Annotated in this window: 1 protein-coding gene; it reads right to left on the reverse strand. The window is 75.9% G+C overall.

From position 1 onward, the window contains the following. Positions 1 to 14: 14 nt before the first annotated feature. Complete coding sequence (locus JOF41_RS17320; protein WP_209620281.1) at positions 15 to 23,177, reverse strand: SDR family NAD(P)-dependent oxidoreductase; 23,163 nt, start codon at positions 23,175 to 23,177, stop codon at positions 15 to 17. Between the last annotated feature and the right edge of the window lie 27 nt (positions 23,178 to 23,204).

Consider the following 23,204-nt stretch of genomic DNA (forward strand, 5'->3'; position numbering starts at 1 on the left):
ACAGGCGCGGCGGCTCACGTCAGGCTCCGTGCGAAGTCGTCCAGGCTGATCGCGCCGTCGACGGCGGCCTCGACCAGCCTGGCCAGGTACTCGTCGTCGGGATCGGCCACCGCGCCGCGGTGCGCGCCGTCGAGGGCGCGGACGCGGAACCCGCGCAGTCGCACGCAGATCTCGCCTTCGTCGTCGCACACGTCGATGTCGAACGCGTACTCGCCGGTCGAGCCGTCCCCCGCGCCGAACCGGACGACTGCCCAGGCCGACGCGGGCAGCGGCCGGGCCACGTGGACCTCGTCGACGGCGTGCGGCACCGCGGCGGGGACCGCGACCGCGCCGTCCCCGGCGAAGAGGCCGAGGGTGCTCTGGAGCGCGGCGTCGAGCAGGCTCGGGTTGAGCACGAACGCCGGGTCGTCCGCGGCGGCCGAGGGCAGCCGCAGCCGGGCGACCGCGAGGCGCTCACCGCAGTGCACCCGCTGGACCGCCCGCAGTGCCGGACCGTAGGCCAGGTCCAGGGCGGCGAACCGCTCGTAGCACTGCTCCGCGTCGAGGACCCGGCCGTCGCACTGCCCGATCAACCCGGGGATGTCCTGCCGTGGCAGCGGTTGCGGCGGCGTCTGAGCCAGGGCGCCACGCCCGTGCACGATCCGCTCGCCCTCCGCGTCGGTGGTGAACACCTGGTAGGACACCGCACCGGAGGTCTCCGCCGACAGTCCGATGTGGACCTCGGTGGCCGCCTCGACCGCGAGCGGGCGGTTCCAGGTGGCGTCGGTGATCGACCAGGACCGGTCGCCGCCCGCCAGCGCGGCCGCGGCCACGGCCATCTCCAGGTAGGCCGCGCCGGGCAGCACCGGCACACCGCGGACCCGGTGGTCGGCCAGGAACGGCTCGCGCCCGGTGAACCGCGCGGTGTAGCGCAGGCCGCTCAGGTCCGAGGTGTTGGCGTGCACCAGCGGGTGCGGCTTCGCCGCCTCGCCCACCGGGGCGCTGGTGTCCAGCCAGTAGCGCTTCAACCGGAACGGGTAGGTCGGCAGCGGGATGCGCCGCGGCGCGGCGGGCCGCCACCGGCTCCAGTCGACCTCGGCGCCGCGCACCCACGCCCGCAGCACGTCCGCCGCGTCCGCGCCCGTGGGCGCGGGCGGCACCTCGTCGCGGGCGACGCGGCCGGTGAGGACCCGGCCGTCCGGCTCACCCCGCAGCCACGACTCCAGCCCCGCCGCGAGCTCCGCGACCGTGCCCGCGACGCAGCCCAGCCGCTCGGTCATCGGCGTCCGCCCGACGTGGGTGGTGTAGGCGATCGAGGGCAGGTCCGCGTCGCGGTAGGTGCCCGCGCGCAGCGCGTCGACCCAGTGCTCGACCAGCGTGCGCAGCACCTCCGGGTGGCTCGCGGACAGCACGACGGGCAGCGGCCGCGCGGGCGGCGTCTGCGCCACCGGCTTCGGCACGTACTCCTCGAGCACGACGTGGGCGTTCGCGCCGCCGAAGGCGAAGGAGCTCACCCCGGCGCGGCGCGGCAGCTCGGCCCCCGCGCCGTCGACCGGCGCGGGCCACGGCTGCTTGTCCCGCACCAGGAAGAACGGCGTCCCGTCGAGCTTGACGTACGGGTTGACCGTGTCGCAGTGCAGGCTCTTCACCAGCGTGCGGTGCTTCATCTGGAGGAGCACCTTGATCACGCCCGCCACGCCCGCCGCGACCTCCAGGTGGCCGATGTTGGTCTTCACCGACCCGATGCCGCAGTGCGCGCCGGTCACCTCCGCGCCCGTGTCGGCGTAGAGGTCGCGGAAGGCCTCCTTCAGACCGTTGACCTCCACCGGGTCGCCGAGCCGGGTGCCGGTGCCGTGCGCCTCGACGTAGCCGACGGTGCGCGGGTCGACCCCGGCGGCGCGGTGGGCCGACCGGATCACCGCGGCCTGCGCCTTCGGGTTCGGCGCGGTGAGCGAGTTCGCCCGGCCGCCGTGGTTCTCGGCGGTGCCGACGATCAGCCCGTAGATGTGGTCGCCGTCGCGCTCGGCCGCCGACAGCCTCTTCAGCACCAGCATCCCGACGCCCTCGCCGCGCGCGTAGCCGTCCGCGCGGTCGGAGAAGGTCTTGCTCCGGCCGTCCTCGGCCAGCATGCCCGCCTTGCTCATGCTGATGTGCAGGTCCTTGCTGATCACCGTGTTGACGCCGCCGACGATGGCCATCTCGGAGGTGCCCTCCCGCAGCACGCCGACCGCGCGGTGGATGGCGATCAGCGCGCTGGAGCACGCGGTGTCGACCGGCTCGCTCGGGCCGTGCACGCCGAGGAAGTAGCTCATCCGGTTCGGGCCCAGGCAGGGCGCGGCCCCGGTGGCGTCGTAGGGCTCCACGACCGGCGAGTACTTCGAGACCATCGTGGGGTAGCCGGTGCTGGCGGTGCCGACGAGGATGGCCAGGTCGCTGCCCGCCACGGACTCCGCCGAGTAGCCCGCGTCCTCCAGCGCCTTCCAGGCGTAGAGCAGCAGGAGCCGCTGCTGCGGGTCCATCAGCTCGGCTTCCCTCGGGGAGATGTCGAAGAACAGCGGGTCGAAGTCGCCGACGCCGTCGATGAACCCGCCCCACTTGACGTTGCTGGTGTTGGGTTCGGTGATCGGGTCGCCGTAGCACTCCCGCCAGTCCCACCGGTCGGCCGGGATCTCGCTGATGCAGTCGCGGCCCTCGGCGAGGTTGCGCCAGAACCCGGCGATGTCGTCGGCCATGGGGAACCGGCCGCTCATCCCGATCACCGCGATCGGCTCGGGGCCGGTCGGCGGCGGCGTGGTCGTCGTCCTCGGCGCGGCGGGCGCTTCCGCCTCCGGCTGCGGCGCTGACGCGGCGACCAGGGCGGCGAACCGGTCCGGGTGCCGCTCCAGCAGGTGGTCCGCCAGCCCGTTCAGCGTGGGGTGCTCGAACAGCAGAGTCGGGTCCAGCTCCAGTTCGAACCGCGCGTTGACCCGCGTGGTCAGCTCGGTCAGCGACAGGGAGTCCACGCCGTACCTGCTCAGCTCGCGACCGCCCTCGATCCGCTCGACCGGCAGCCGCAGCACCGACGAGGTCAACTCCACCAGCTCCGCCAGCAGCGCCGCCCTCGGCGACGGGCCGTCGACCGGTCGCGCCGCCGGCGGCTCGGGCTCGGCGGCCGGGGTGGCGGCGGGGGTGGCGGCCGGGGTGGCGGCCGGGGTGGTGCTGAAGGTGTCGCCGTGGTTGTCCAGCAGGTAGGCGGCCAGGCCGTCCAGGGTCGGGTACTCGATCAGCAGCGTGGGCACCAGGTTCAGCCCGAACTCGTCGTTGAGCAGGCCGACGAAGTCGACCAGCGAGATCGAGTCGAACCCGTACTCGCTCAGCTCCACCGCGCCCTCAATCTCCTCGGCGGGCACGTCGAGCAGGCGCGACACCCGGTCGGCCAGCAGTTCGACCAGGGCTTCGGCTTCGGGCACGGCGGGCACCTCCGGATCGGTGACGACAGCGGTGACGGGAGTGGGAGCGGGGGTGGGAGCGGGAGCGGCGGGTTCCGGAGCGGCCAGCAGGGTCCGCTCGATGCGCGCCCGGTCGCCGTAGACCACGAGGACGTGCGGTTCGCCGCTGCCGCAGGCGCGGTACAGGGCTTCCACGCCCGCCTGCGCGGGCATGGGCAGCACGCCGACGGTGTCCCGCATGGTCCGCTCGGTCGCGGCGTCGACGCGCATCCCGCCGTCGGCCCACAGCGGCCAGCCGACGCTGAGCGTGCGCCCGTGCCGCTGTCCCGCGGCGACCAGCGCTTCGCGCCGCACCGCGTAGCCGTCCAGGAAGGCGTTGGCCGCCGCGTAGTCGGCCTGCCCTGGGTTGCCGGAGGCCGACAGCGAGGAGAAGGCGATGAGGAAGTCCAGGTCCAGCCCGGCGGTCGCCTCGTCGAGGTTGACCAGGCCGGTGACCTTCGCGGCGAGGACCGCCCGCAGGTCGGCGGGGTCCTTGCGGGCGAGGTAGCCGTCCCGCAGCACGCCCGCGCCGTGCAGGACGCCGTCCAGGCGGCCGTGCTCGGCCACGATGCCGGCGACGCACCGCTCGACGGCCGCCCGGTCCGCGACGTCCAGCCGCCGGTAGCTCGCGGACGCGCCCGCCGCGCGCAGCTCGTCGAGCAGCCGGGTCGGCTCGTCGGCCGAGCGCCCGCACAGCACCAGCGCGGGATTGGCGACGCTGCCCGCGATCTCCCGCGCGAACACCCGGCCCAGACCGCCCGCGCCCCCGGTGATCAGGTAGACGCCGCCGTCCCGCCACGGCCGCACCTCCGGCGCCTGGGCCAGCGGGGTCCACCGCGCCACCTCGCGGCGGCCGTCCGCTTCCCTGGTCACCACGTCGTCCGGGCAGGCCGCCTCCCGGCGCAGGCGCGCGACCACGCTGTCGGCGTCCGCGCCGGGTGCCACCACGACGAGCTGGGCGACCAGCTTCGGGTGCTCGTGGCGCGCGGTGCGCAGCAGCCCGGCGAGCCCGGTGAGCGGCTGGTGCTCGGCCCCGTCGGGCACGACGACCTGGAGCAGCACCCGGCCCGGCCCACCGGCGGTGACGGCGTCCCGCACGCGGGAGAGCAGCCCCTCGGCCTGCCGGGTGAACGCGGTGGCGAGGTCCCCGCCGCCCGGCAGCACGGCGCAGGGCACCCCGAGCCGGGCTGCGACCTCGGCCGCGTCGACGCCGTCGAGACCGGCGAGCAGCACCTCGTGCCGGGCGTGCTCCCCGGTCCCGGCGCCCGCCGCGACCGGGTGCCAGGCGGGCCGAGCCAGCACGAGGGCACCCGGCCGCGCCTGCCCGGCGGGCGCGGCGACAGGGGTGCCGCCCGCCGGGAGGGACCGGAAGGTGAAGCCGAGCAGGCGCACGCACACCTCGCCCGCCTCGTCGCACAGGTCGATGTCCAGCCGCCGGACCGTGCCGGGGCGGTCGTTGGCCGACGGGCGGATCACCGCCCAGCCCGTGGCCGGGGTCGGGGCGTGCACGCGCACCTCGGTGAGCGCGAACGGCAGCGCGGCGGACACCTCCTGCGCGCCTTCGGCCAGCGCCAAGCCGAGGGTCGCCTGCAGCGCGGAGTCGAGCATCGCGGGGTGCACGGTGAGGTCGTCACCGCCCGCCGCGGCGGGACGGCGCAGGCGGGCGACGATCAGCCCCTCGCCGAGGTCGAGCCGCTCGACGCCGCGCATCGCCGGTCCCAGCCCCATCTCCGTGCCCTCGTACAGCGCGTAGCAGGCGTCGCGGTCGAGCGTGCGGCGCGTGCAGCGGGCGCGCAGCGCGTCGATGTCCAGCCGGGGCGGCGCGGCCGGGGCGGACGGCTCGACGCGGCCCTGGCCGTGGACGACCGGCTCGCCGGAGCCCGCCGTCGCGATCCGGTAGGCGTAGCCGCCACCGTCCTGCGGCTCCAGGGTGATCTCGGCGGTCGTCGGCGCGGTGATCCGGGCGGGCCTGGTCCAGACGACGTTGCGCAGCACCACCCCGGTCCTCGGCGAGCCCTCGGCCTCGGCCGCCGCCCGCGCCAGTTCCAGGTAGGCGACGCCGGGCAGGACCGGCACCCCCGAAACCCGGTGGTGGTCGAGGAAGAACTCGCCGCCGGTCAGCTCGACGGCGTAGGAGCGCCCGCTCCCCGGTCGCTTGTGGACGGTCAGCGGCGACGGCCCGGCCGCCTCGCGGGCGGTGCCGGTGACCTCCGGCGGCGTGGTGATCCAGTAGCGCTCACCGCCGAACGGGTAGCCCGGCAGCGGCACGACGCGGAACCCGTCGTCGGCGAACAGGCCGGACAGCGAGGAGAGCTCACCGCGCACGTACCGCCGCGCGGCCTCGACCGGGTCCAGGCCCGCCGCGGCGACCGGTTCGGGGCGCTCGTCGGGCACGCGGCCGGTGACGACCGCCGCCGCGCGGCCCTCGCGCAGCCACGTCCGCATGGCGTCGACCCACTGCGCCCGGTCGGCCGCGACGCAGGCCCACCGCAGGTTCTCGTGGCGGCGGCCGGTCGCCAGGGTGAAGGCGACGTCGCCGAGGTCGAGGTCCTCGTGCGCCTCGGCGTGGGCGAGCACGCGCTCCACGTGGGTGCGCAGTGCGCGCTCGTCCTGCGCGGACAGCACGACCAGCCACTCGTCGCGCGCCGGGTGCGCCACCCCTCCGGAGGCGGGCGCCTCCTCGACGACGAGGTGCGCGTTGGTGCCGCTGGCCCCGAACGAGCTGACCCCGGCGCGACGCGGCCCGGACCGCGGCTCGGGCCAGTCGCGCAGCTCGGTGTTGACGTAGAACGGGCTGCCCTCCAGCGGGATCGCCGGGTTGGCCCTGGTGAAGTGCAGCGACGGCGGCAGCTGGCGGTGGTGCAGCGCCAGCAGCGCCTTGATCGCGCCCGCGACGCCCGCGGTGAACTGGGTGTGCCCGATGTTGGTCTTGATCGACCCCAGCGCGCAGCCGCCCTCGGGAGCGCCCGCGAACGCCCTGGCCAGTGCGCCGAACTCGATCGGGTCGCCGAGCGGGGTGCCGGTGCCGTGCGCCTCCACCAGCTGGACCCCGCCGGGCCGCACACCGGCGTCGCGGTGGACCTGGCGCACCAGGTCCTCCTGGGCCTGCGCGCTCGGCGCGGTGATGCCGCTGGTCGCGCCGTCCTGGTTCACCCCGGACCCGCTGATGACGCCGTAGACGTGGTCGCCGTCGCGCACGGCGTCGCTCAGCCGCTTCAGCACCAGCACGCCCGCGCCCTCACCGGGCACCATGCCGTCCGCCGCCGCGTCGAAGGTGCGGCACCGCCCGGTCGGCGAGAGCATCTTCGCGGTGGCCGAGTACTCGTAGAGCCTCGGCGTCGCCTGGACGAACACACCGCCCGCGAGCGCCATCGACACCGTGCCCAGCCGCAGGCTGTCACAGGCCATGTGGATCGCGACCAGCGAGCTGGAGCACGCCGAGTCGACCGCGACCGCAGGGCCCGACAGGTCGAGCAGGTAAGAGATCCGCGAGGCGATGACCGAGGCCATGTTGCCCCACATGGTCTGCGGCGGCCGCTCGTCGCCGATCAGCTCGTGGTAGTCGCCGGGGTAGGCGCCGACGTAGACCCCGCACGAGCGGTCGGTGAGCCGCTCACCCGCGTAGCCCGCGTCCTCCAGGGCGTGCCAGCACTCCTCCAGGAAGACGCGCTGCTGCGGGTCGGTGTACAGCGCCTCGGTGCCGGACACGTTGAAGAACAGCGCGTCGAAGCGGGCCGGGTCGTCGAGGAAGCTGCCCTGCCGGAAGCCCGCCTTCGCCGCCAGCTTCCCGGTCGGGTGCCAGCGGGTGACCTCGCCGACCAGGTCGTCCCCGGCGGCCAGGTGCGCCCACAGGCGCTCGGCGTCCGGGCTGTCGGCGAACCGGGCGGCGATCCCGATGACCGCGATGGGCTCGACGGTGGGCGCGGTGGGCGCGGTGGGCGCGGTGGGCGCGGCGGAGCGGGTGGCGGCGGGCAGCGGGCTGTCCGGGGTCGCGCCGCCCGCCCAGGCCGAGCGGCGCTGGAACGGGTAGGTCGGCAGCGGGGTGCGGCGCACGTCGCGGCCCGCGAACAGCGCGGCCGTGTCCAGCTCCGCGCCGTCGCACCACCGCGCCCGGACCCGCTCCAGCTCGACGTCCGCCGGGGCGGGCGTGGTGCCCTCCGCCAGCCACCTCTCCAGGCGGCTGATCAGGGTTTCGCGGTCGGCGGCGGCGAAGGCGACGCGCTGGGCGAAGTGGGCGCGCCCGTGCGCGAGCGTGTAGCTGACGTCGCGGAGCACCGCCTCCGGCGTCGCGGCCAGGTGCTCGGCCAAGTCGGCGACGAGCTGCCGCAGCGGCTCGGGCCGGGGCGCGGACAGCACGAACAGCAGCTCGCGGCCGTCGTCGTGCCGCGGCGCCCGCGTGGGCGGCTCCTCGACGACCAGGTGGGCGTTGGTGCCGCTGAAGCCGAAGGAGCTCGTCGCGGCGACCAGCCTGCCCCGGCCGTTGGGCTCCCACGGCCGCAGCTCGGTGTTGACCCGGAACGGGCTGCCCTCCAGCCGGATCGCCGGGTTCGCCCGGTGGTAGTGCAGCGACGGCGGTATCGCGCGGTGCCGCAGCGACAGGACGATCTTGAGCAGCCCGGCCACGCCCGCGGCCGACATGGTGTGGCCGATGTTCGTCTTCACCGAGCCGAGCGCGCAGCCCCTGGAACCGTCCGCCGCGCCGAAGGCGCGGACCAGCGCCTCGGTCTCGATCGGGTCGCCGAGCTTGGTGCCGGTGCCGTGCGCCTCCAGCAGGCCGATCTCGGCCGGGTCGATGCCGAAGCGGTCGTGCACCTCGCGGATCAGCCGCTCCTGCGACGACGCGCTGGGCGCGGTGATCCCGTTGGTCGCGCCGTCCTGGTTGATGCCGGAGCCGCGGATCACCGCGTGGACGTGGTCGCCGTCGGCGAGCGCGTCCGACAGCCGCCTGAGCACCACCACCCCGACGCCCTCACCGGGGACGAAGCCGTCGGCGGCCGCGTCGAAGGTGTGGCAGCGGCCGGTCGGCGACAGCATCCCGGCGCGCCCGGCCGTCAGGTGGGTGCGCGGCGTGGTCAGCACGGCGACCCCGCCCGCGACCGCGAGGTCGGTCTCCCCGCTCCACAGCCCCTGGCAGGCGAGGTGGATCGCGACCAGCGAGCTGGAGCAGGCCGTGTCGACCGCGATCGCGGGCCCGCGCAGGTTCAGGTGGTAGGCGACCCTGGCGGGCACGATCGACGGGGCGTTGCCCCACGCCGCCTGCGCGGGCGGGCGCTCGTCGAACCAGGCGGTGTAGTCGCCGCCGGTGCAGCCGACGTAGACGCCCGCGCGCTTGCCGTCGAGGGAGGCCCCCACGTAACCGGCGTTCTCCAGCGCGATCCACGCCTGTTCGAGGAACAGCCGCTGCTGCGGATCGGTGTGCGCGGCCTCGCGCCCGGACATCCGGAAGAAGCGGGCGTCGAACTCGTCGATGCCGTCGAGGAAGCTGCCGTGCTTGCACGGCACGTCCGCCCACTCGGGGCCGGAGACGTCCCAGCGCTCGATGGGGCCGACCAGGTCGTCGCCGTCGACGAGGTGCTGCCAGAACGCCTCCAGGTCGGGCGACTGGGCGAACCGGCCGCTGATGCCGACGATCGCGATCGGCTCGCCCGCTCCCCCAGGCTCGGCCGCGGCGACCGGCTCGACCGCGGCGACCGGGGCCGTCATGGCGACCGGTGCCTCGACAGCCGGGGCCTCGACAGCCTGCGTCGCCGGGGCCTCGGGCGCGGGCGCACCGGGCGGGGTGGGCCGGTGGCACTCGGCGATGTGCGCGGCCAGGAGGTCGACGCTGCGGTGGTCGAAGATCACCGTGGTGAGCAGGTCCAGGCCCAGTGCCGCGTTGAGCTGCTGGATGAAGCCCGCGCCGACGATCGAGTCCAGGCCGTAGTCGGCGAACGCCCTGGACGGGTCGATCGCGGACGCGGGCATCCGCAGCGCGTCGGCGAGCACGTCGAGCACCACGGCGGCGATCGACGCGACCGGCACGGCCTGCGGCTCGGGCTCCGCGACCGGCGTCGGGCGCACCGCCGGTCGCGCCGGTGCCTGCGGTTCCGCCGCCACGCGGGGTCCGCGCGCCACCCCGTCGCTGTGAGCGACGACGATCTGCTGCCCGAGCGGCTCCGCATCGGCCGCCGGGAACGCGACACCCCCGAAGCCCTCCTGCTCCAGCACGGCCCGCCAGCCCGCCGGGGACAGCGCCGGGCTGCCCGGCACGCGCACCTGCGGGTCGGTGTGCGCCCACCAGCCGTCCAGCAGCCCGAACGTCAGGTGGTTGACCAGGTAGAAGCCGCTGATCTCGTTGAGCGCCAGCAGCCCGTTGCGGCGCAGCAGCGCCTTGACGCCGCGCAGCGTCGCGCGCACGTCGGGCGTGACGTGCAGCACGTTGGCCGCGATGACCACGTCGAAGGCCCCGATGTCCAGGCCCTGGCCGTGCGGCGGCTCGGAGGCGTCGAACACCCGGTAGGTGAGGAAGTCGTGGTCGACCCCGAAGGTGTCCTCGGCCCGGTGCAGGAACGCCCGCGACACGTCGGTGAAGCAGTACTCGGCGACCGGCAGACCGGCGCGGACGATCCGGTCGAGCACCACGCGCGTGGTGCCGCCGGTGCCCGCGCCGACCTCCAGGACGCGCAGCGGCGCGCCGGGGTCGGCCGCGCGCCGCGCCCGCAGGAAGCCGACGACGTGCTCGGCCAGCACGGTGTTGAGGTGGTCGGCCACCCGGTTGTCCCGGTACACCCCCTCCACCTGCTCGAACGAGCCGTTCGGGAACAGCACGTCGGTGGCCAGGACGTCCCCGCGCAGCACCGCGGGCAGCGCGGGCACGGTCCGGCCGAGCAGCGCCAGCGGCGTGCGCAGGTCGGGGTTGGCGGCCGCCCAGCGCCGCGCCGAGCGCTGCCACTCGGCCCGGCAGCCCGCCGCGTCCGGCACCGGCGCGGCCCACCGGCCCGCGCCGTCGACCAGGCCGTGCTCGGTCAGCACCCGCAGCGTCGGCGGCATCCAGGCGGCGATCCGGTCGCCCGCGCGGATCGCCGCCGGGTCGCCGAACCCCGCCTCGCGCAGTTCGGCGGCGACCCAGCGGGCCAGCGCCGCGTCGATCTCGGCGGGCACCGGACCCGCCTGGTACGCCGCGAGCGCGGCGGGCAGCGGCAGCGCCACCGGCTCGACCGGGGCCGCGTCGGCGACGGGCAGCACCGCGGCGCGCTCCCCGGTGAGCACGCCCTCCACCGGCAGCGGCCGGGCCAGCCGCATGAACCCGATCCGGTCCAGCGGTCCGGCGATCAGCGCCTCGACCGCGGCCATCGCGGTGGCGGGGTCGATCGGCGCCAGGCCCAGCGCCGCCATGCCCGCCAGCACGTCGTCGGTGACGTTGCCCCAGTAGCCCCAGTTCACCGTCTTCACCCGGCAGCCCAGCGCCTCGGCGAGACCGGCCGCCGCCGCGTCCACGTAGGCGCAGGCCGCGGCGTAGTGCGCCTGGTTCGCGTTGCGGATGAAGCTGACCAGCGACGACACCAGCAGCACGAAGTCGAGGTCCAGACCGGAGAAGACGTCCGCGAAGTGCGCACAGGGGTCCACTTTGGACCTCAGCGTCGCTTCGAGGTCCCGTTCCGCCAGTTCCGCGAGCGGGGTGTGGCTGAACGTCATCGCCAGGTGCACCACGCCGTCGATCCGGCCGTACCGGCGGATCACCTCGTCGCGGACCCACCGCAGCGCCGCCGGGTCGGCGGCGTCGGCGCGCAGGTACAGCGGTTCGGGGCCCGCGATCCCGGCCCGGCGGGCGCGGATCGCGTCGTCCTCGGCCCGGCGGCCGACCCAGACCAGTCGGGCGCCGTGGGTGCGCGCCAGGTGGTCGCTGAGCACGACGCCGAGATCCCCGGCGCCGCCGACGAGCACGTACACCCCGCCCCGGCGGAACGCGGACTGCTCGGGCGCGGCCAGCTCGACCGGCAGCAGCCTGCGGCGCAGCCACTGGCCGCCCGCGCGCAGGACCGGGTGCGCGCGCCGGTCGGCGGGCAGCCCGAACACCTCCGCGGGCCGGAACGGCTCGTCGCCCGCCACGTCGACGGCCCGCACCCGCCAGCGCGGCTGCTCCTTGGCCAGGCCGCCGAGCAGGCCGTGCAGGCTCGCCTGCGCCGGGTCGGCGGGGCGGCCCGCCGGGTCGAAGGCGCCGCGGGTGAGCAGCGTCAGCTCGAACTCCCCGTCGCCGTGCGCCGCCTGCAGCGCGTTGAGGAGGTGGAGCAGGCGGCGGGTCGCGGCGCGGTGTTCGGCGATGCGCGCGGCCGCGTCACCGCCGACGCGCGTCGGCACCCGCAGCACGGCCCGGTCGACCCGGCCCAGCGCCTCCAGCTCGGCGCGCACCTGCTCGGCGCTCACCGCCTCGCCGTTCCAGGTGGACACCTCGGCCCCGGACTCGCGGATCGCGGTGACCTCGGTGCCGAACAGCCCGATCGCGAGCACCCGGCCGCCCACCGGGTCGGCCGCCGGTCGTTCCGGCTCCCACACCGGGATCACCGCGAGGTCACCGGCGGGCAGTTCGTCGGCGGGCAGCTCGTCGACGGGCGCGGGGGCCGGGGCAGCGGACTCATCCCGGCGGGGCACCGCCACTCCCGGCGCGGGCTCCACCGCACGCGGCGGCGCGGTCTCCCCAGACACGGTCTCCCCAGGCGCGGTCTCCCCAGACGCGGTCTCCCTGGGCGCGGCGCCCTTCGGCAGGACGTCGGTGTACCAGTGGCGTTCGCGGGCGAACGGGTAGGTCGGCAGGCCGACGCGGCGCGGGCGCGGGCTGCCGGTGTGCAGGCGCGCCCAGTCCACCGCGACACCGCCCACCCACACCTCGGCGAGCGAGGCCAGCTTGCCGCGCGCGATCCAGCGGTCCAGGGTCTCCCGGAAGTCGTCGTCGGCCGCGAGCGCGGCGAGCGCGCCCGAGGGCTCACCGCCGTGGCGCACGAAGGTGTCCGGGGGCAGTTCGCCGCCGCGCAGGTAGGCGTCCAGCGCGGCGTCCAGGGTCGCGAGGTCGCCCGCCACCGTGGCGAACCGCGCGGTCATCGGCTCGCGGCCGACCTGAAGGGTGTAGGCGATGTCGGCGAGGTCGGCGTCGCTCCACGAGCCGCCGCGCAGTTCGTCGCGCAGCCGCCGCGCGGACTCGCGCAGCCGCTGCTCGTCCAGCGCGGACAGCACCACGGCCTGCGCCGCGGCCGGTCCCTGGGTGCGGTCGGGCACGATGTACTCCTCCACGAGAAGGTGGGCGTTGGCACCGCCCGCGCCGAACGCGGAGACCACCCCGACCCTCGGGGCGCCCCCGGTCCGCGGCCACGGCGCGGCCTCGCGCTGCAGCACGAACGGCGTGCCGCTGAAGTCGATCTCCGGGTTGACGCGCTCGGCGTGCAACGACGGCGCGAAGGTGCCGTGCCGCATCTGCAGCAGCAGCTTGCTCAGGCCCGCCATCCCGGCCGCCGCTTCGAGGTGGCCGATGGCGGACTTGGCCGAGCCGATCGCGCAGAAGCCCCGGTCGTCGGTGAACTCGGCGAACGCCGCGGTCAGCCCGGCGATCTCGATCGGGTCGCCGAGCGGGGTGCCGGTGCCGTGCGCCTCGACGTAGCCGATCCGCCTCGGGTCGACCCCTGACTTGCGGTAGACCTGCCGGATCACCGCGCTCTGCGCCTTCGGGTTCGGCACGGTGAACCCGTGGGTGCGGCCGCCGTGGTTGACCGCGCTGCCCCGGATGACGCCGAGGATGCGGTCGCCGTCGGCCTCGGCGTCGGCCAGCGGGCGCAGCAGCACGGCGCCGACGCCCTCGCCGGGCACGTAGCCGTCGCCGCCCGCGCCGAAGCTGCGGCAGCGGCCGTCGCTGGAGGCGAACTGGGTCTGCCCGATCATCAGGTACTTGCTCGGGTGCAGCGACAGGTTGACCGCTCCGGCCAGCGCCACACCGCACTCGCCGCGCCGCAGCGCGGCGCACGCGAGGTGGATGGCGGTGAGCGCCGCGGCGCACATGGTGTCCACGGTGATGCTCGGGCCGCTGGCGTCGAAGAAGTACGAGACGCGGTTGGCGATCGACGCGAGGCTGCCCGGCACGACGACCGGTTGCCCGCGCACGCCCTGCTCCGCGCCGTACAGCTGGTACTCGCTGTACATCGCCCCGGCGAACACCCCGATGTCGCCCGCGTCCTCGCCCACCCGCGCCCTGGCCGCGGCGCGCAGCGCGTCGCGCGTGTACCCGGCGTCCTGGAGCGCCTCGTACGCGGACTGCAGGAACAGCCGCTCCTGCGGGTCCATCGTGGCCGCGGCGGCCGGTGAGATGCCGAAGAACAGCGGGTCGAACTCGTCGACGCCATCGAGGAAGCCGCCCCACTTGGCGTAGGTCTTGCCGGGGACGCCGCGCCGCGGGTCGTAGTAGCGGTCGTGGTCCCACCGGTCGGCGGGCACCTCGGTGACGCAGTCGGTCCCGGCGAGCAGGTTGGCCCAGAACTGGTCGAGATCGCGCGCGCCGGGGTAGCGCCCGGACATGCCGATCACGGCGATCGGCATGTCCTCGTCCGGGACGTCCCGCGCTCCGGCGGCCGTCGGAGCCGGGACCGGTGCCACCCGCGCGGGAGCCGGAGTGGCTTCCGGAGCGGGCGCGGGGGCCTGCTCCGGCTCGTCGAGGCCGACGAGGGCGGCCAGCGCCTCGGGCCGGGTGCGGGCGAAGTGGCGGGCGAGCCCGTCGACCGTGCGCACCTCGAAGAACAGCGTGCTGCCGACGTCGTCGAACACCTCGCGCACCGCCTCGGTCAGCTGGACCACGAGGATCGAGTCGATCCCGTAGCGGTCGAAGGTCACGTCGGCGCGCACCGACGACACCGGCAGCTGGAGCACGTCCGCGACGAGGGCGCGGAAGTGGTCGCGCGCCCGCTCCAGCAGCTCGGCCTCCCGGTCGCCTCCCGGTGCGGCGGCTCCGGCTCCGCGCACGGCCTGCGCGGTGCCCGCCGTGGGCCGCGCGGTGCCCGCCCGCGCGGGAGCGGGCTCGGGGGTCACCGGCGGGAAAGCCGGACCGCCTGCCGGGACCGGCTGCCGCACGACGCCGTCGCTCTCCGCGACGAACACCTGCTGCCCGAGGTCGTCGGCGCCCTCGGCGGCGACGAACGCGGGCCGGAAACCGGTCTCCGCCAGCGCCCGCAGCCAGTTCCGCGGGGTCAGGCCGGGCGAGCCGGGGATGCGCAGCGCCGGGTCGTCGTAGCGCCACCAGCCGTCGAGCAGGCCGAAGGTGAGGTGGCTGAAGAACACGTTGTCGCTGAGCTCGTTGAGCAGCAGCACGCCGTTCGCGCGCAGGGCCGCCTTGGTGTTCGCCAGCGTCGTGCGGATGTTGCGCGTCGCGTGCAGCACGTTCGTCGCGATCACCACGTCGAAGCCGCCGATCTCGACGGACTGGCCCGCCAGAGGCTTCTCGACGTCGAGGATGCGGGGGTCGAGGTAGGGCGCGATGTCGCCGTAGGCGCGGCGCGCGTGCAGCAGGAACGCCTTGGACAGGTCGGTGTAGCAGTAGGTCTCGACGTGCTCCCGCCACGGCGCGAGCCTGCGGAACACCACCGCGCTGGTCCCCCCGGTGCCCGCGCCGATCTCCAGGATGCGCAGCCGGACGCCGGGGTCCTCGGCCACCCTGGCGCGCACGTGCTCGACGAGCGCGTCCGCGAGCACCTCGTTGAAGAAGTCGGCGACCGGGTTGTTCCGGTAGACCGCTTCGACCAGGTGCAGCGAGGACTTCGGGAACATGACGTCGGTCGCGGGGCGGCGTCCGGTGAGGACGTCGGTGAGCGCGCGCAGCGTCGTGTCGACCAGCACCGCCTGGGGGCGCTTGCCGTCGCTGTCCAGCCACGGCGCCCGGTCGAGGTCCCAGCGGCGCCACGCGGCGTCGAGGTCCACCGGCCGCGCGTCGACGGCCTCGTACCGGCCGCCGTCCGCCTCGCGCAGCAGGCCCGCGCGGGCGAACACGGTCAGGGTGTGGTCGAGCCAGCGCTCGTAGCGGGGCTCGATCCCGCCCGCCGCGAGCCAGTCCGCGACGGTGCCCGCGCGACCGGGGGTGAACAGGCCGAGGTCGCGCAGCAGCGCCCAGGTGATCCGGACGAGCGCGGGTTCCATCGACCGCCCGTGCCCGTCCGCGGCGGCGCGGACGCGCTCGACCTCGGTGCTCCGGTCGGGCCGTGCCGCGCGCAGCGCCGCCACCGGCGAGACCGGACCGGCGGGCAGCGCGGTGAGCGCGCTGCCCTCGTAGAAGGCGGCGATGCTGCGGGCGTCGGCCGCCTTCAGCAGCGCCAGCCGGTCGAACCTGGAGCTCAGCAGCCGGTCGAACGCGGCCATGCCCTCGTCCGGCTCGATCGAGCCGAGGCCCAGGCTCGCCATCCGCCGCCGGTAGCCGTCCTGGGCCACGACGCCGACGCCGCCCCAGTAGCCCCAGTTCATCACCTTCACCGGGCAGGCCAGCCGCTGGGCGAGCCGGTCGGCGAAGGCGTCGGCGAAGGCGCAGCCCGCCGCGTAGTTGGCCTGGCCGGGCGCGGTGAAGAAGGCCTGCATCGAGGAGAAGAACGCGACGAACTCCAGGGGCTGGTCGGCGAAGACCTCGGCCAGGTTGACCGCCACGTCCGCCTTGGCCGCGTAGGTCGCGCGGAACCGCTGCTCGTCCATCCGCGCCACGCTCTGGTCGCCCAGCACGATGGCGGTGTGCAGCACGCCGTGCACGGGTCCGTGGCGCCGCACGATCTCCGCGCACGCCCGGCGCAGGTCGGCCAAGTCGGTCGCGTCGGCGCGCACGTAGTCCGGCTTCGGCCCCAGTGCCGCCAGGCGCTCCTGGTTCGCGGTGATCTCCGCGTCCAGCGGCCTGCGCCCGATCCACACCACCTGCGTGCCGTGGCGGCGCAGCAGGTGCTCGGTCCACGCGGTGCCGATGCCGCCCGCGCCGCCGATGGCGACGACGACGCCGCCGGGGGCCTTCGGCGCGGCGGGCTGGTGCGCGTCGGCGACCTCCAGCAGCCGCTGCCGGTACCACTCGCCGTGCCGCCGGGCGGTGACCACGCCGTGCGACCCGGCGGGCGGGTTCAGCACCGCCTCCCACGGCACGGGCTCGTCCGCGGCGATGTCGACGACCCGCACCCGCCAGTGCGGGTACTCCTTCGCGACCGAGCCGAGCAGGCCGTGCACGCCCGCGTGGGTGGCGTCGACGGACCGGTCGCCGGGCACCCGGCACGCCTGCCGGGTGATCGCCGTGAACCCCACCTCGCGGCCGTCCGCGCCGCGGGCCAGCAGCGCCTTGACCCACCGGAAGACGGTGAGGGCGCCGTGGGCTCCCCCGGTCGCGGGCGCGAGCCAGAACACGTGGTCCACCTCGGCGGGCAGGTCCTCGGCCCGGTCCTCGCCGAGCAGGACGGCGTCGGGGAACCGGGTGAGGAACGCGTCCCGCTCGTCCTGGGCGCCGCCCGCGAGGACCACCCTGGTGCCCGTGGCGCGCTCGACCTCGACATCGCCCGGCAGCGCGTCCCACACCGGCGCGAGCAGCGCCGTGCGGACCGGCCGGGACTCCGCCACCCGGCGGAAGGCCAGCCCGCGCAGGCGCACCGCGACCCGGCCGTCGTCGTCGCACACGTCGATGTCGACGGTGGTCACCTCGCCGCCGTCGGCCGCCCGCCGGACGTGCGCCCACATCGTCCCCGAGGTGGGCGCGAGGACGTCGACCGCGTCGACCGCGAACGGCACGGCGGGGCGGCCACCGCGCTCGGCCAGCGCCCCGGTCTCGTCGCCGAACAGGCCGACGACCGCCTGCACGGCGCTGTCCAGCAGCGCCGGGTGCACGACCAGGTCGGGGTCGTGCGCCCCGGCGGGCAGGACGAGCCGCGCCAGCACCTCGCCGTCGCCGACGGCGAGCCCGTCCAGCGCTCGCAGCCGGTCGCCGTGGCGGATGCCCACCGCGTCGAGGGCCTCCCGGCACTGCTCGGCGGTCAGCGCCCGGACGCGGCAGCGCTCGCGCACCGCGTCCACCGGCACCGCAGCGGCGGGTTCGGCTTCGGCGTAGCGCCCGCGCGCGTGCACCTCCGCCCCGTCGCGCCGCACGTGGAAGGCGTCGCCGTCGCGCTCGACCGACAGGTCCGCGCCCTCGGCGCCCACCGGGAACGGCGCGGTCCACACGAGGTCGCGCACCCCGACCGGGGTGAACGCGCCGGAGGTCACCGCGCGCCGCGCGAACTCCAGCGTCAGCACGGCGGGCAGCACCGACCGCCCGTCGACGTGGTGGTCGGCCAGGAAGAACTCCTCCCCGGTGAGCCGGACGCGGTACGCGGGTGCGGTCTTCGCGGGCCAGTAGCGCTGCCGCTCGTACGGGTAGGTCGGCAGCGGCACGACGCGCCGCGCGCCGGCGGGGAAGGCGTCGGCGAGCCGTTGCACCGCGCCGCGCACGAACGCCGTTGCCAGCTCCTGGGCCGTCGCGGGCCGGGCGGCCGGGTCCGGCCGCGCGTCGGCGGGCACCTCGCCGGTGAGCACCCGGCTGTCCGCGCCGGACAGCCAGGCCCGCAGGTGCCCGGCGAGCGCGGCGGTGTCCTCGGCCACGACGGCGAGCCGGTGCGGCAGGGGCGCGCGCCCGGCCGCGAGGGTGTAGGCCACTTCGGCCGAGGACAGCCCCGGCTCCCGGTCCAGGTGCGCGACGAGCCGTTCGGCCACCTGGCGCAGGGCCTCCGGCGACCGCGCGGACAACAGGAACGCCTGCTCCCCCGGCACGTCGGCCGCCGGTGGCCGCTGGTACTCCTCCAGCACGAGGTGCGCGTTGGTCCCGCTGGCGCCGAAGGAGCTGACCGCCGCGCGTCGCGGCCCCTGTCGCGGCGCGGGCCAGTCGGTCGTCGCCGTCGGCACCGTGAACGGGCTGCCCGCCAGCGCGATCCGCGGGTTCGCCGCGTCGAAGTGCAGGGACGCGGGCACCGTCCGGTGCCGCAGGGCGAGGACCGCCTTGAGCACGCCCGCCACCCCGGCGGCGAACTGGGTGTGCCCGATGTTGGTCTTGATCGAGCCGAGCGCGACGCTGCCGGGGGCGGCGTCCGCGAACACGCGGGACAGCGCGCGGAACTCGACCGGGTCGCCCAGCTGCGTGCCGGTGCCGTGCGCCTCCACGAGCTGGACACCACCGGGGCCGAGGCCGGAGTGCACCTCGCGCAGCAGGCGTTCCTGGGACGCCGCGCTCGGCGCGGTGATCCCGTTCGTCGTGCCGTCCTGGTTGACGCCCGAGGCGCGCACGAGGGCGTAGACGTGGTCGCCGTCCCGTTCGGCGTCGGCGAGCCGCTTGAGCACCAGCGCGCCCGCGCCCTCGCCGGGGACGAACCCGTCGGCGCCCGCGTCGAAGCTGCGGCACCGGCCCGACGGCGAGAGCATCCCGGCGCGGGTGGCGGAGGTGTAGAGCCTCGGCGTGGTTTGCACGAACACGCCGCCTGCGATGGCCAGGTCGGCGGTGCCCGCCCGCAGGTCCCGGCACGCCAGGTCGATCGCCACGAGCGAGCTGGAGCAGGAGGTGTCCACGGTCAGCGCGGGACCGGTGAAGTCGAGCAGGTAGGCGATGCGGGACGCGACGACCGAGCCCATCGTGCCCCACAGCGCCTGCGCGGGCGCCGTCGCCGAGTCCATGTGCTCCCCGTAGTCCCCGGCGTAGCAGCCGACGTACACGCCGACGCGGCCCGCGCGGCGGCGCTCACCGGTGTAGCCCGCGTCCTCCAGCGCGTTCCAGCACTGTTCGAGGAAGATCCGCTGCTGCGGGTCCATCGCGGTGGCCTCGACGCCGGAGATGCCGAAGAACGCCGGGTCGAACAGGTCGATGCCGCGCAGGAAGCCGCCGGTGCGGCAGGAGATGTCCGGGGCCAGGGGCCAGCGGGTGACCGGCTCGACGAGGTCGGAGCCCGCGACGAGGTGGTCCCACAGCCGCTGCGGGCTCTCCGCGTCGCCGTACCGCGCGGCGAGGCCGACGATGGCGATGGCGTCGTCCACTTCGGACTCCGCAGACGACTCCGCAGAGGAGTCCCAAGTGGACTTCGCGGTGCTGGCGGGGCGGGCGGCCGGGCGGGCATCGGCGAGGAACGCGCCGAGGCGGTCGAGGGTGCCGTGGTCGAACAGGTCCGTGGTCTCCAGGTCGGTGCCCAGCGCCTCGTTGAGGCGGTGCACCAGGCTCACCCCGAGGATCGAGTCGAGCCCGTAGTCGGCGAAGGGCCGGTGCCGCTCGATGTCACCGGTGGGCATCTGCAGGATGTCCGCGAGCTCGGTGAGCAGGACGCGCTCGGCGTCCACCTCCTCGGCACGCCGCCCGGCGGGCGCGGGCGACGCGGTCGGGGTCTCGTGCTCGGCGGGCTCGAACCAGAACTCGGGGCCCGCGAAGGGGTAGCCGGGCAGGTGCACGCGCCTGGTCGGGGCCCCGCCGTTGACCTGGGACCAGTCCAGGGGCGTGCCCTTGGCCCAGAACGCGGCCAGCTCGCCCCACTCCCCCGCCTCGACCCACTGCGCGACGAGCGCGCGCAACCCGGCCTTGCCCGCCAGCGCGTCGAGGGTCTCCCGGCTCGCCCGCACCCGGCCCCGCCACCACGGCCCGTCGGCGTCGGGGTCGGCGAGGAACGCGCGCAGCTGCTCGCGCCACTCCCGCGCGCTGCTCGCCACGAAGCACAGCCGCTCGTCCATGGCCTCGCGGCCGGTCTGCAGCGTCGCCGCGACGGCCGCCAGGTCCGGCTCCGGCCGACCGTCGAGCCAGTCGGCCAGGCCGGCGGCGCGGGCGCGCAGGTCCTGCTCCGTCCGCGCGGACAGCGGCAGCAGCAGCGGGTGCCGCGGCGGGGTGGCCGCGACGTCGTCGCGCAGGTGCTCGGCGACGATCACGTGCGCGTTGGCGCCGCCCGCGCCGAACGAGGAGATCCCGGCGATCCGGCGGCCACCCGCCGGGCGCGGCCACGGGCCGCCGCGCGGGCTCGGGGTGAACGGTGTCGTGGCGAAGTCGATGTCCGGGTTGGTCGGCTCCGCGTGCAGGGTCGGCGCGATCTCGCCGTGCTCCAGCTGCAGCACCACCTTGGTCAGCCCGGCGATGCCCGCCGCCGCCTCCAGGTGGCCGATGTTGGACTTGACCGAGCCCAGCGCGCACGAGCCCGGCGCGGGCGCGTCCGGCGCGAACGCCTCGGTCAGGCCGTCGACCTCGATCGGGTCGCCGAGGCGGGTGCCGGTGCCGTGCGCCTCGACGTAGCCGATGTCGCCCGCGCCCAGCCCCGCGCTGTCCAGCGCGGCGCGCACGACCGCGGCCTGGGCCTTCGGGTTGGGCACGGTGTAGCCGTTGGTGCGGCCGCCGTGGTTGATCGCGGAGCCCAGGATCACCGCGTGGATCGGGTCCCCGTCGGCTTCGGCGGCGGCCAGTGGCTTGAGCAGCACCGCGCCGACGCCCTCGCCGGGGACGAAACCGTCGCCGCCCGCGCCGAAGCTGCGGCAGCGCCCGTCGGTGGAGAGCATTCGCGCCCGGCTCAGCTCGACGTAGGTCGAGGGGTGCAGGTAGAGGTTCACCCCGCCCGCGATGGCGAGCTCGCAGGCGCCGTGCCGCAGGTGCTCGCACGCCTCGTGGATCGCGGTCAGCGAGGCCGAGCACATGGTGTCCACCGGCAGGCTCGGGCCGCGCAGGTCCAGCAGGTAGGAGACCCGGTTGGCCAGCGAGGCGAACGACGTGCGCGGCGCGCGGCGCGGCCCGCTCACCTCGGGCGGGCGGTTGCGGTCGAAGCCGGTCTTGGTCACCCCCGCGAAGACGCCGACCCGGCCGCCGTGCCGCTCGGCCAGCCGAGCCCGCGTGTAGCCCGCGTCCTCGAGCGCGGACCACACCACTTCGAGGAAGAGCCGCTCCTGCGGGTCGATGTCGGCCGCGTCGCGCGGCGCGATGCCGAAGAAGGCCGCGTCGAACCGGGCGAAGTCGTCGAGGAACCCGCCCCACTTGCTGTAGCTGGTGCCCGCTTCCACGGCGCGCTGCGGGTCGGGTTCGTAGAAGCCGTCCAGCGACCACCGCCGCGCGGGCACCTCGCGCACGCTGTCCCGGCCCGCGCGCAGGTTGGCCCAGAACGCCTCCAGCGTCGGCGCGTCCGGGTAGCGGCCGCTGATGCCGATGATGGCGATGGGTTCGCCCGCCGCGTCCGGACGCGGTCGCGCGGGAGCCGTGACCACAGGTGCCGGGGCGGGCACGGGTGCCGGGACGGGTGCCGGTGCCGGGGCGGCGGGCGTGTCGTCGAGCCAGCGGGCGCAGTCCTCGGGGAACCGCTCGACGAGGTGGTCCGCCAGCTCGCCGAGCGTCGGGTACTGGTAGAGCACCGTCTTGGGCAGCGCGCCGAACCACCGCGCGAACTGCCGGTTCAGACGGGTCACGGTGAGCGAGTCGATGCCGTAGCCGTCCAGCGGCGCGGCCGCGTCGAGGCGGTCGACGTCGAGCCGCGTCGCCTCGGCCACCAGCTCCTTCAACCGCACGAGCACCCCGGCGCGGAGGTCTGCCGCGCGGGCGGAGCTGCCGGTCATCCCGTCCCCTTCCCCGGTGATCACCACGTGGGCGGCACCGAGCTCGATCGCCTCGTGCAGCGCGCTCAGCGCGGCCCCGGTCGCCAGCGGCGGGCCGAACCGGTCGACGAGCGCGGGGAGCTCCTCGTCGGGGGCGCGCATGCCGCCGTCCCGCCACAGCGGCCAGCCCAGCGAGACGCTCGCGCCGTGCCGCGCGCCACCGGCGACGAGAGCGGCGCGGTGGCCCAGGTAGGCGTCCAGGAACCCGTTGGCCGCGGCGTAGCCGCCCTGGCCCGCGTTGCCCAGCGCGCCCGCGGCCGCGGAGAACGCGGCGAAGAAGTCGAGCGGCACGTCGCGAGTGGCCTCGTCGAGGTGGACCGCACCGGCGACCTTCGGCGCGAGCACCCGCAGGAAGTCCTGGTACGAAGCGTTGATCAGGTAGTCGTCGCGCAGCACTCCCGCCGCGTGCACGACGCCGTCGAGCCGCCCGTGCGCGCGCAGGACGTCTTCGACCAGCCCGCGCACCGCCGCCGCGTCGGTGATGTCGACGCTGCGGTACTCGCCGGGGCCGTCGGCGCGCGGCGACCGGCCGAACCGGACCACGACCGCGTCCGGCGCGTGGCGCGCCACGTCCTCGACGAGCAGCCTGCCGATCCCGCCCGCCCCGCCGCTGACCAGGTAGACGCCGCCGGGCCGCCACACGGGCTCCGTGCGGCCGGGCGCGGCGGGCTCCCAGTGCGGGACCTCGCGGCCCACCGGGGTGTAGCGCACGTGCTCGCGGTCCCCGCCCGCCTCGGCGGCCAGCACGGCGGCGAGCTCGTCGTCCGACGGGTCGTGGGTGAACTCGATGAGCTGTCCGCGCAGGCCGGGGTCCTCCTGGGCGGCGGTGCGCAGCAGGCCGAGCAGACCGGAGTGCACCGCGCCCGCTCGACAGGCGACCTGGACCACGCGCGGGCGACCCGCTCCCGTCGACAGCAGCCGCTTGAGCTCGCCGAACAGCCGGACCGCGGCCCGCTCGTAGGCGGTGGCCGGGTCGTCGCCGCCGGTGTGCGCCTCGGCGAGGGAGATGCCCGGCAACCGCTCGCGGACGGCGTCGGCGGGCAGGTCGCACACCATGATCAGCCGCCGGGCACCGGCCGGTGGGTCGGCCGCGACCGCCGGTTCGCCGCGCCACACGGGCACGCGCAGGATGCTGCGGGTCACGGGAGAACTCCTTCCAGGGACGAGCGA

The sequence above is a fragment of the Saccharothrix coeruleofusca genome (genome assembly GCF_017876325.1).
GTDB lineage: Bacteria > Actinomycetota > Actinomycetes > Mycobacteriales > Pseudonocardiaceae > Actinosynnema > Actinosynnema coeruleofuscum.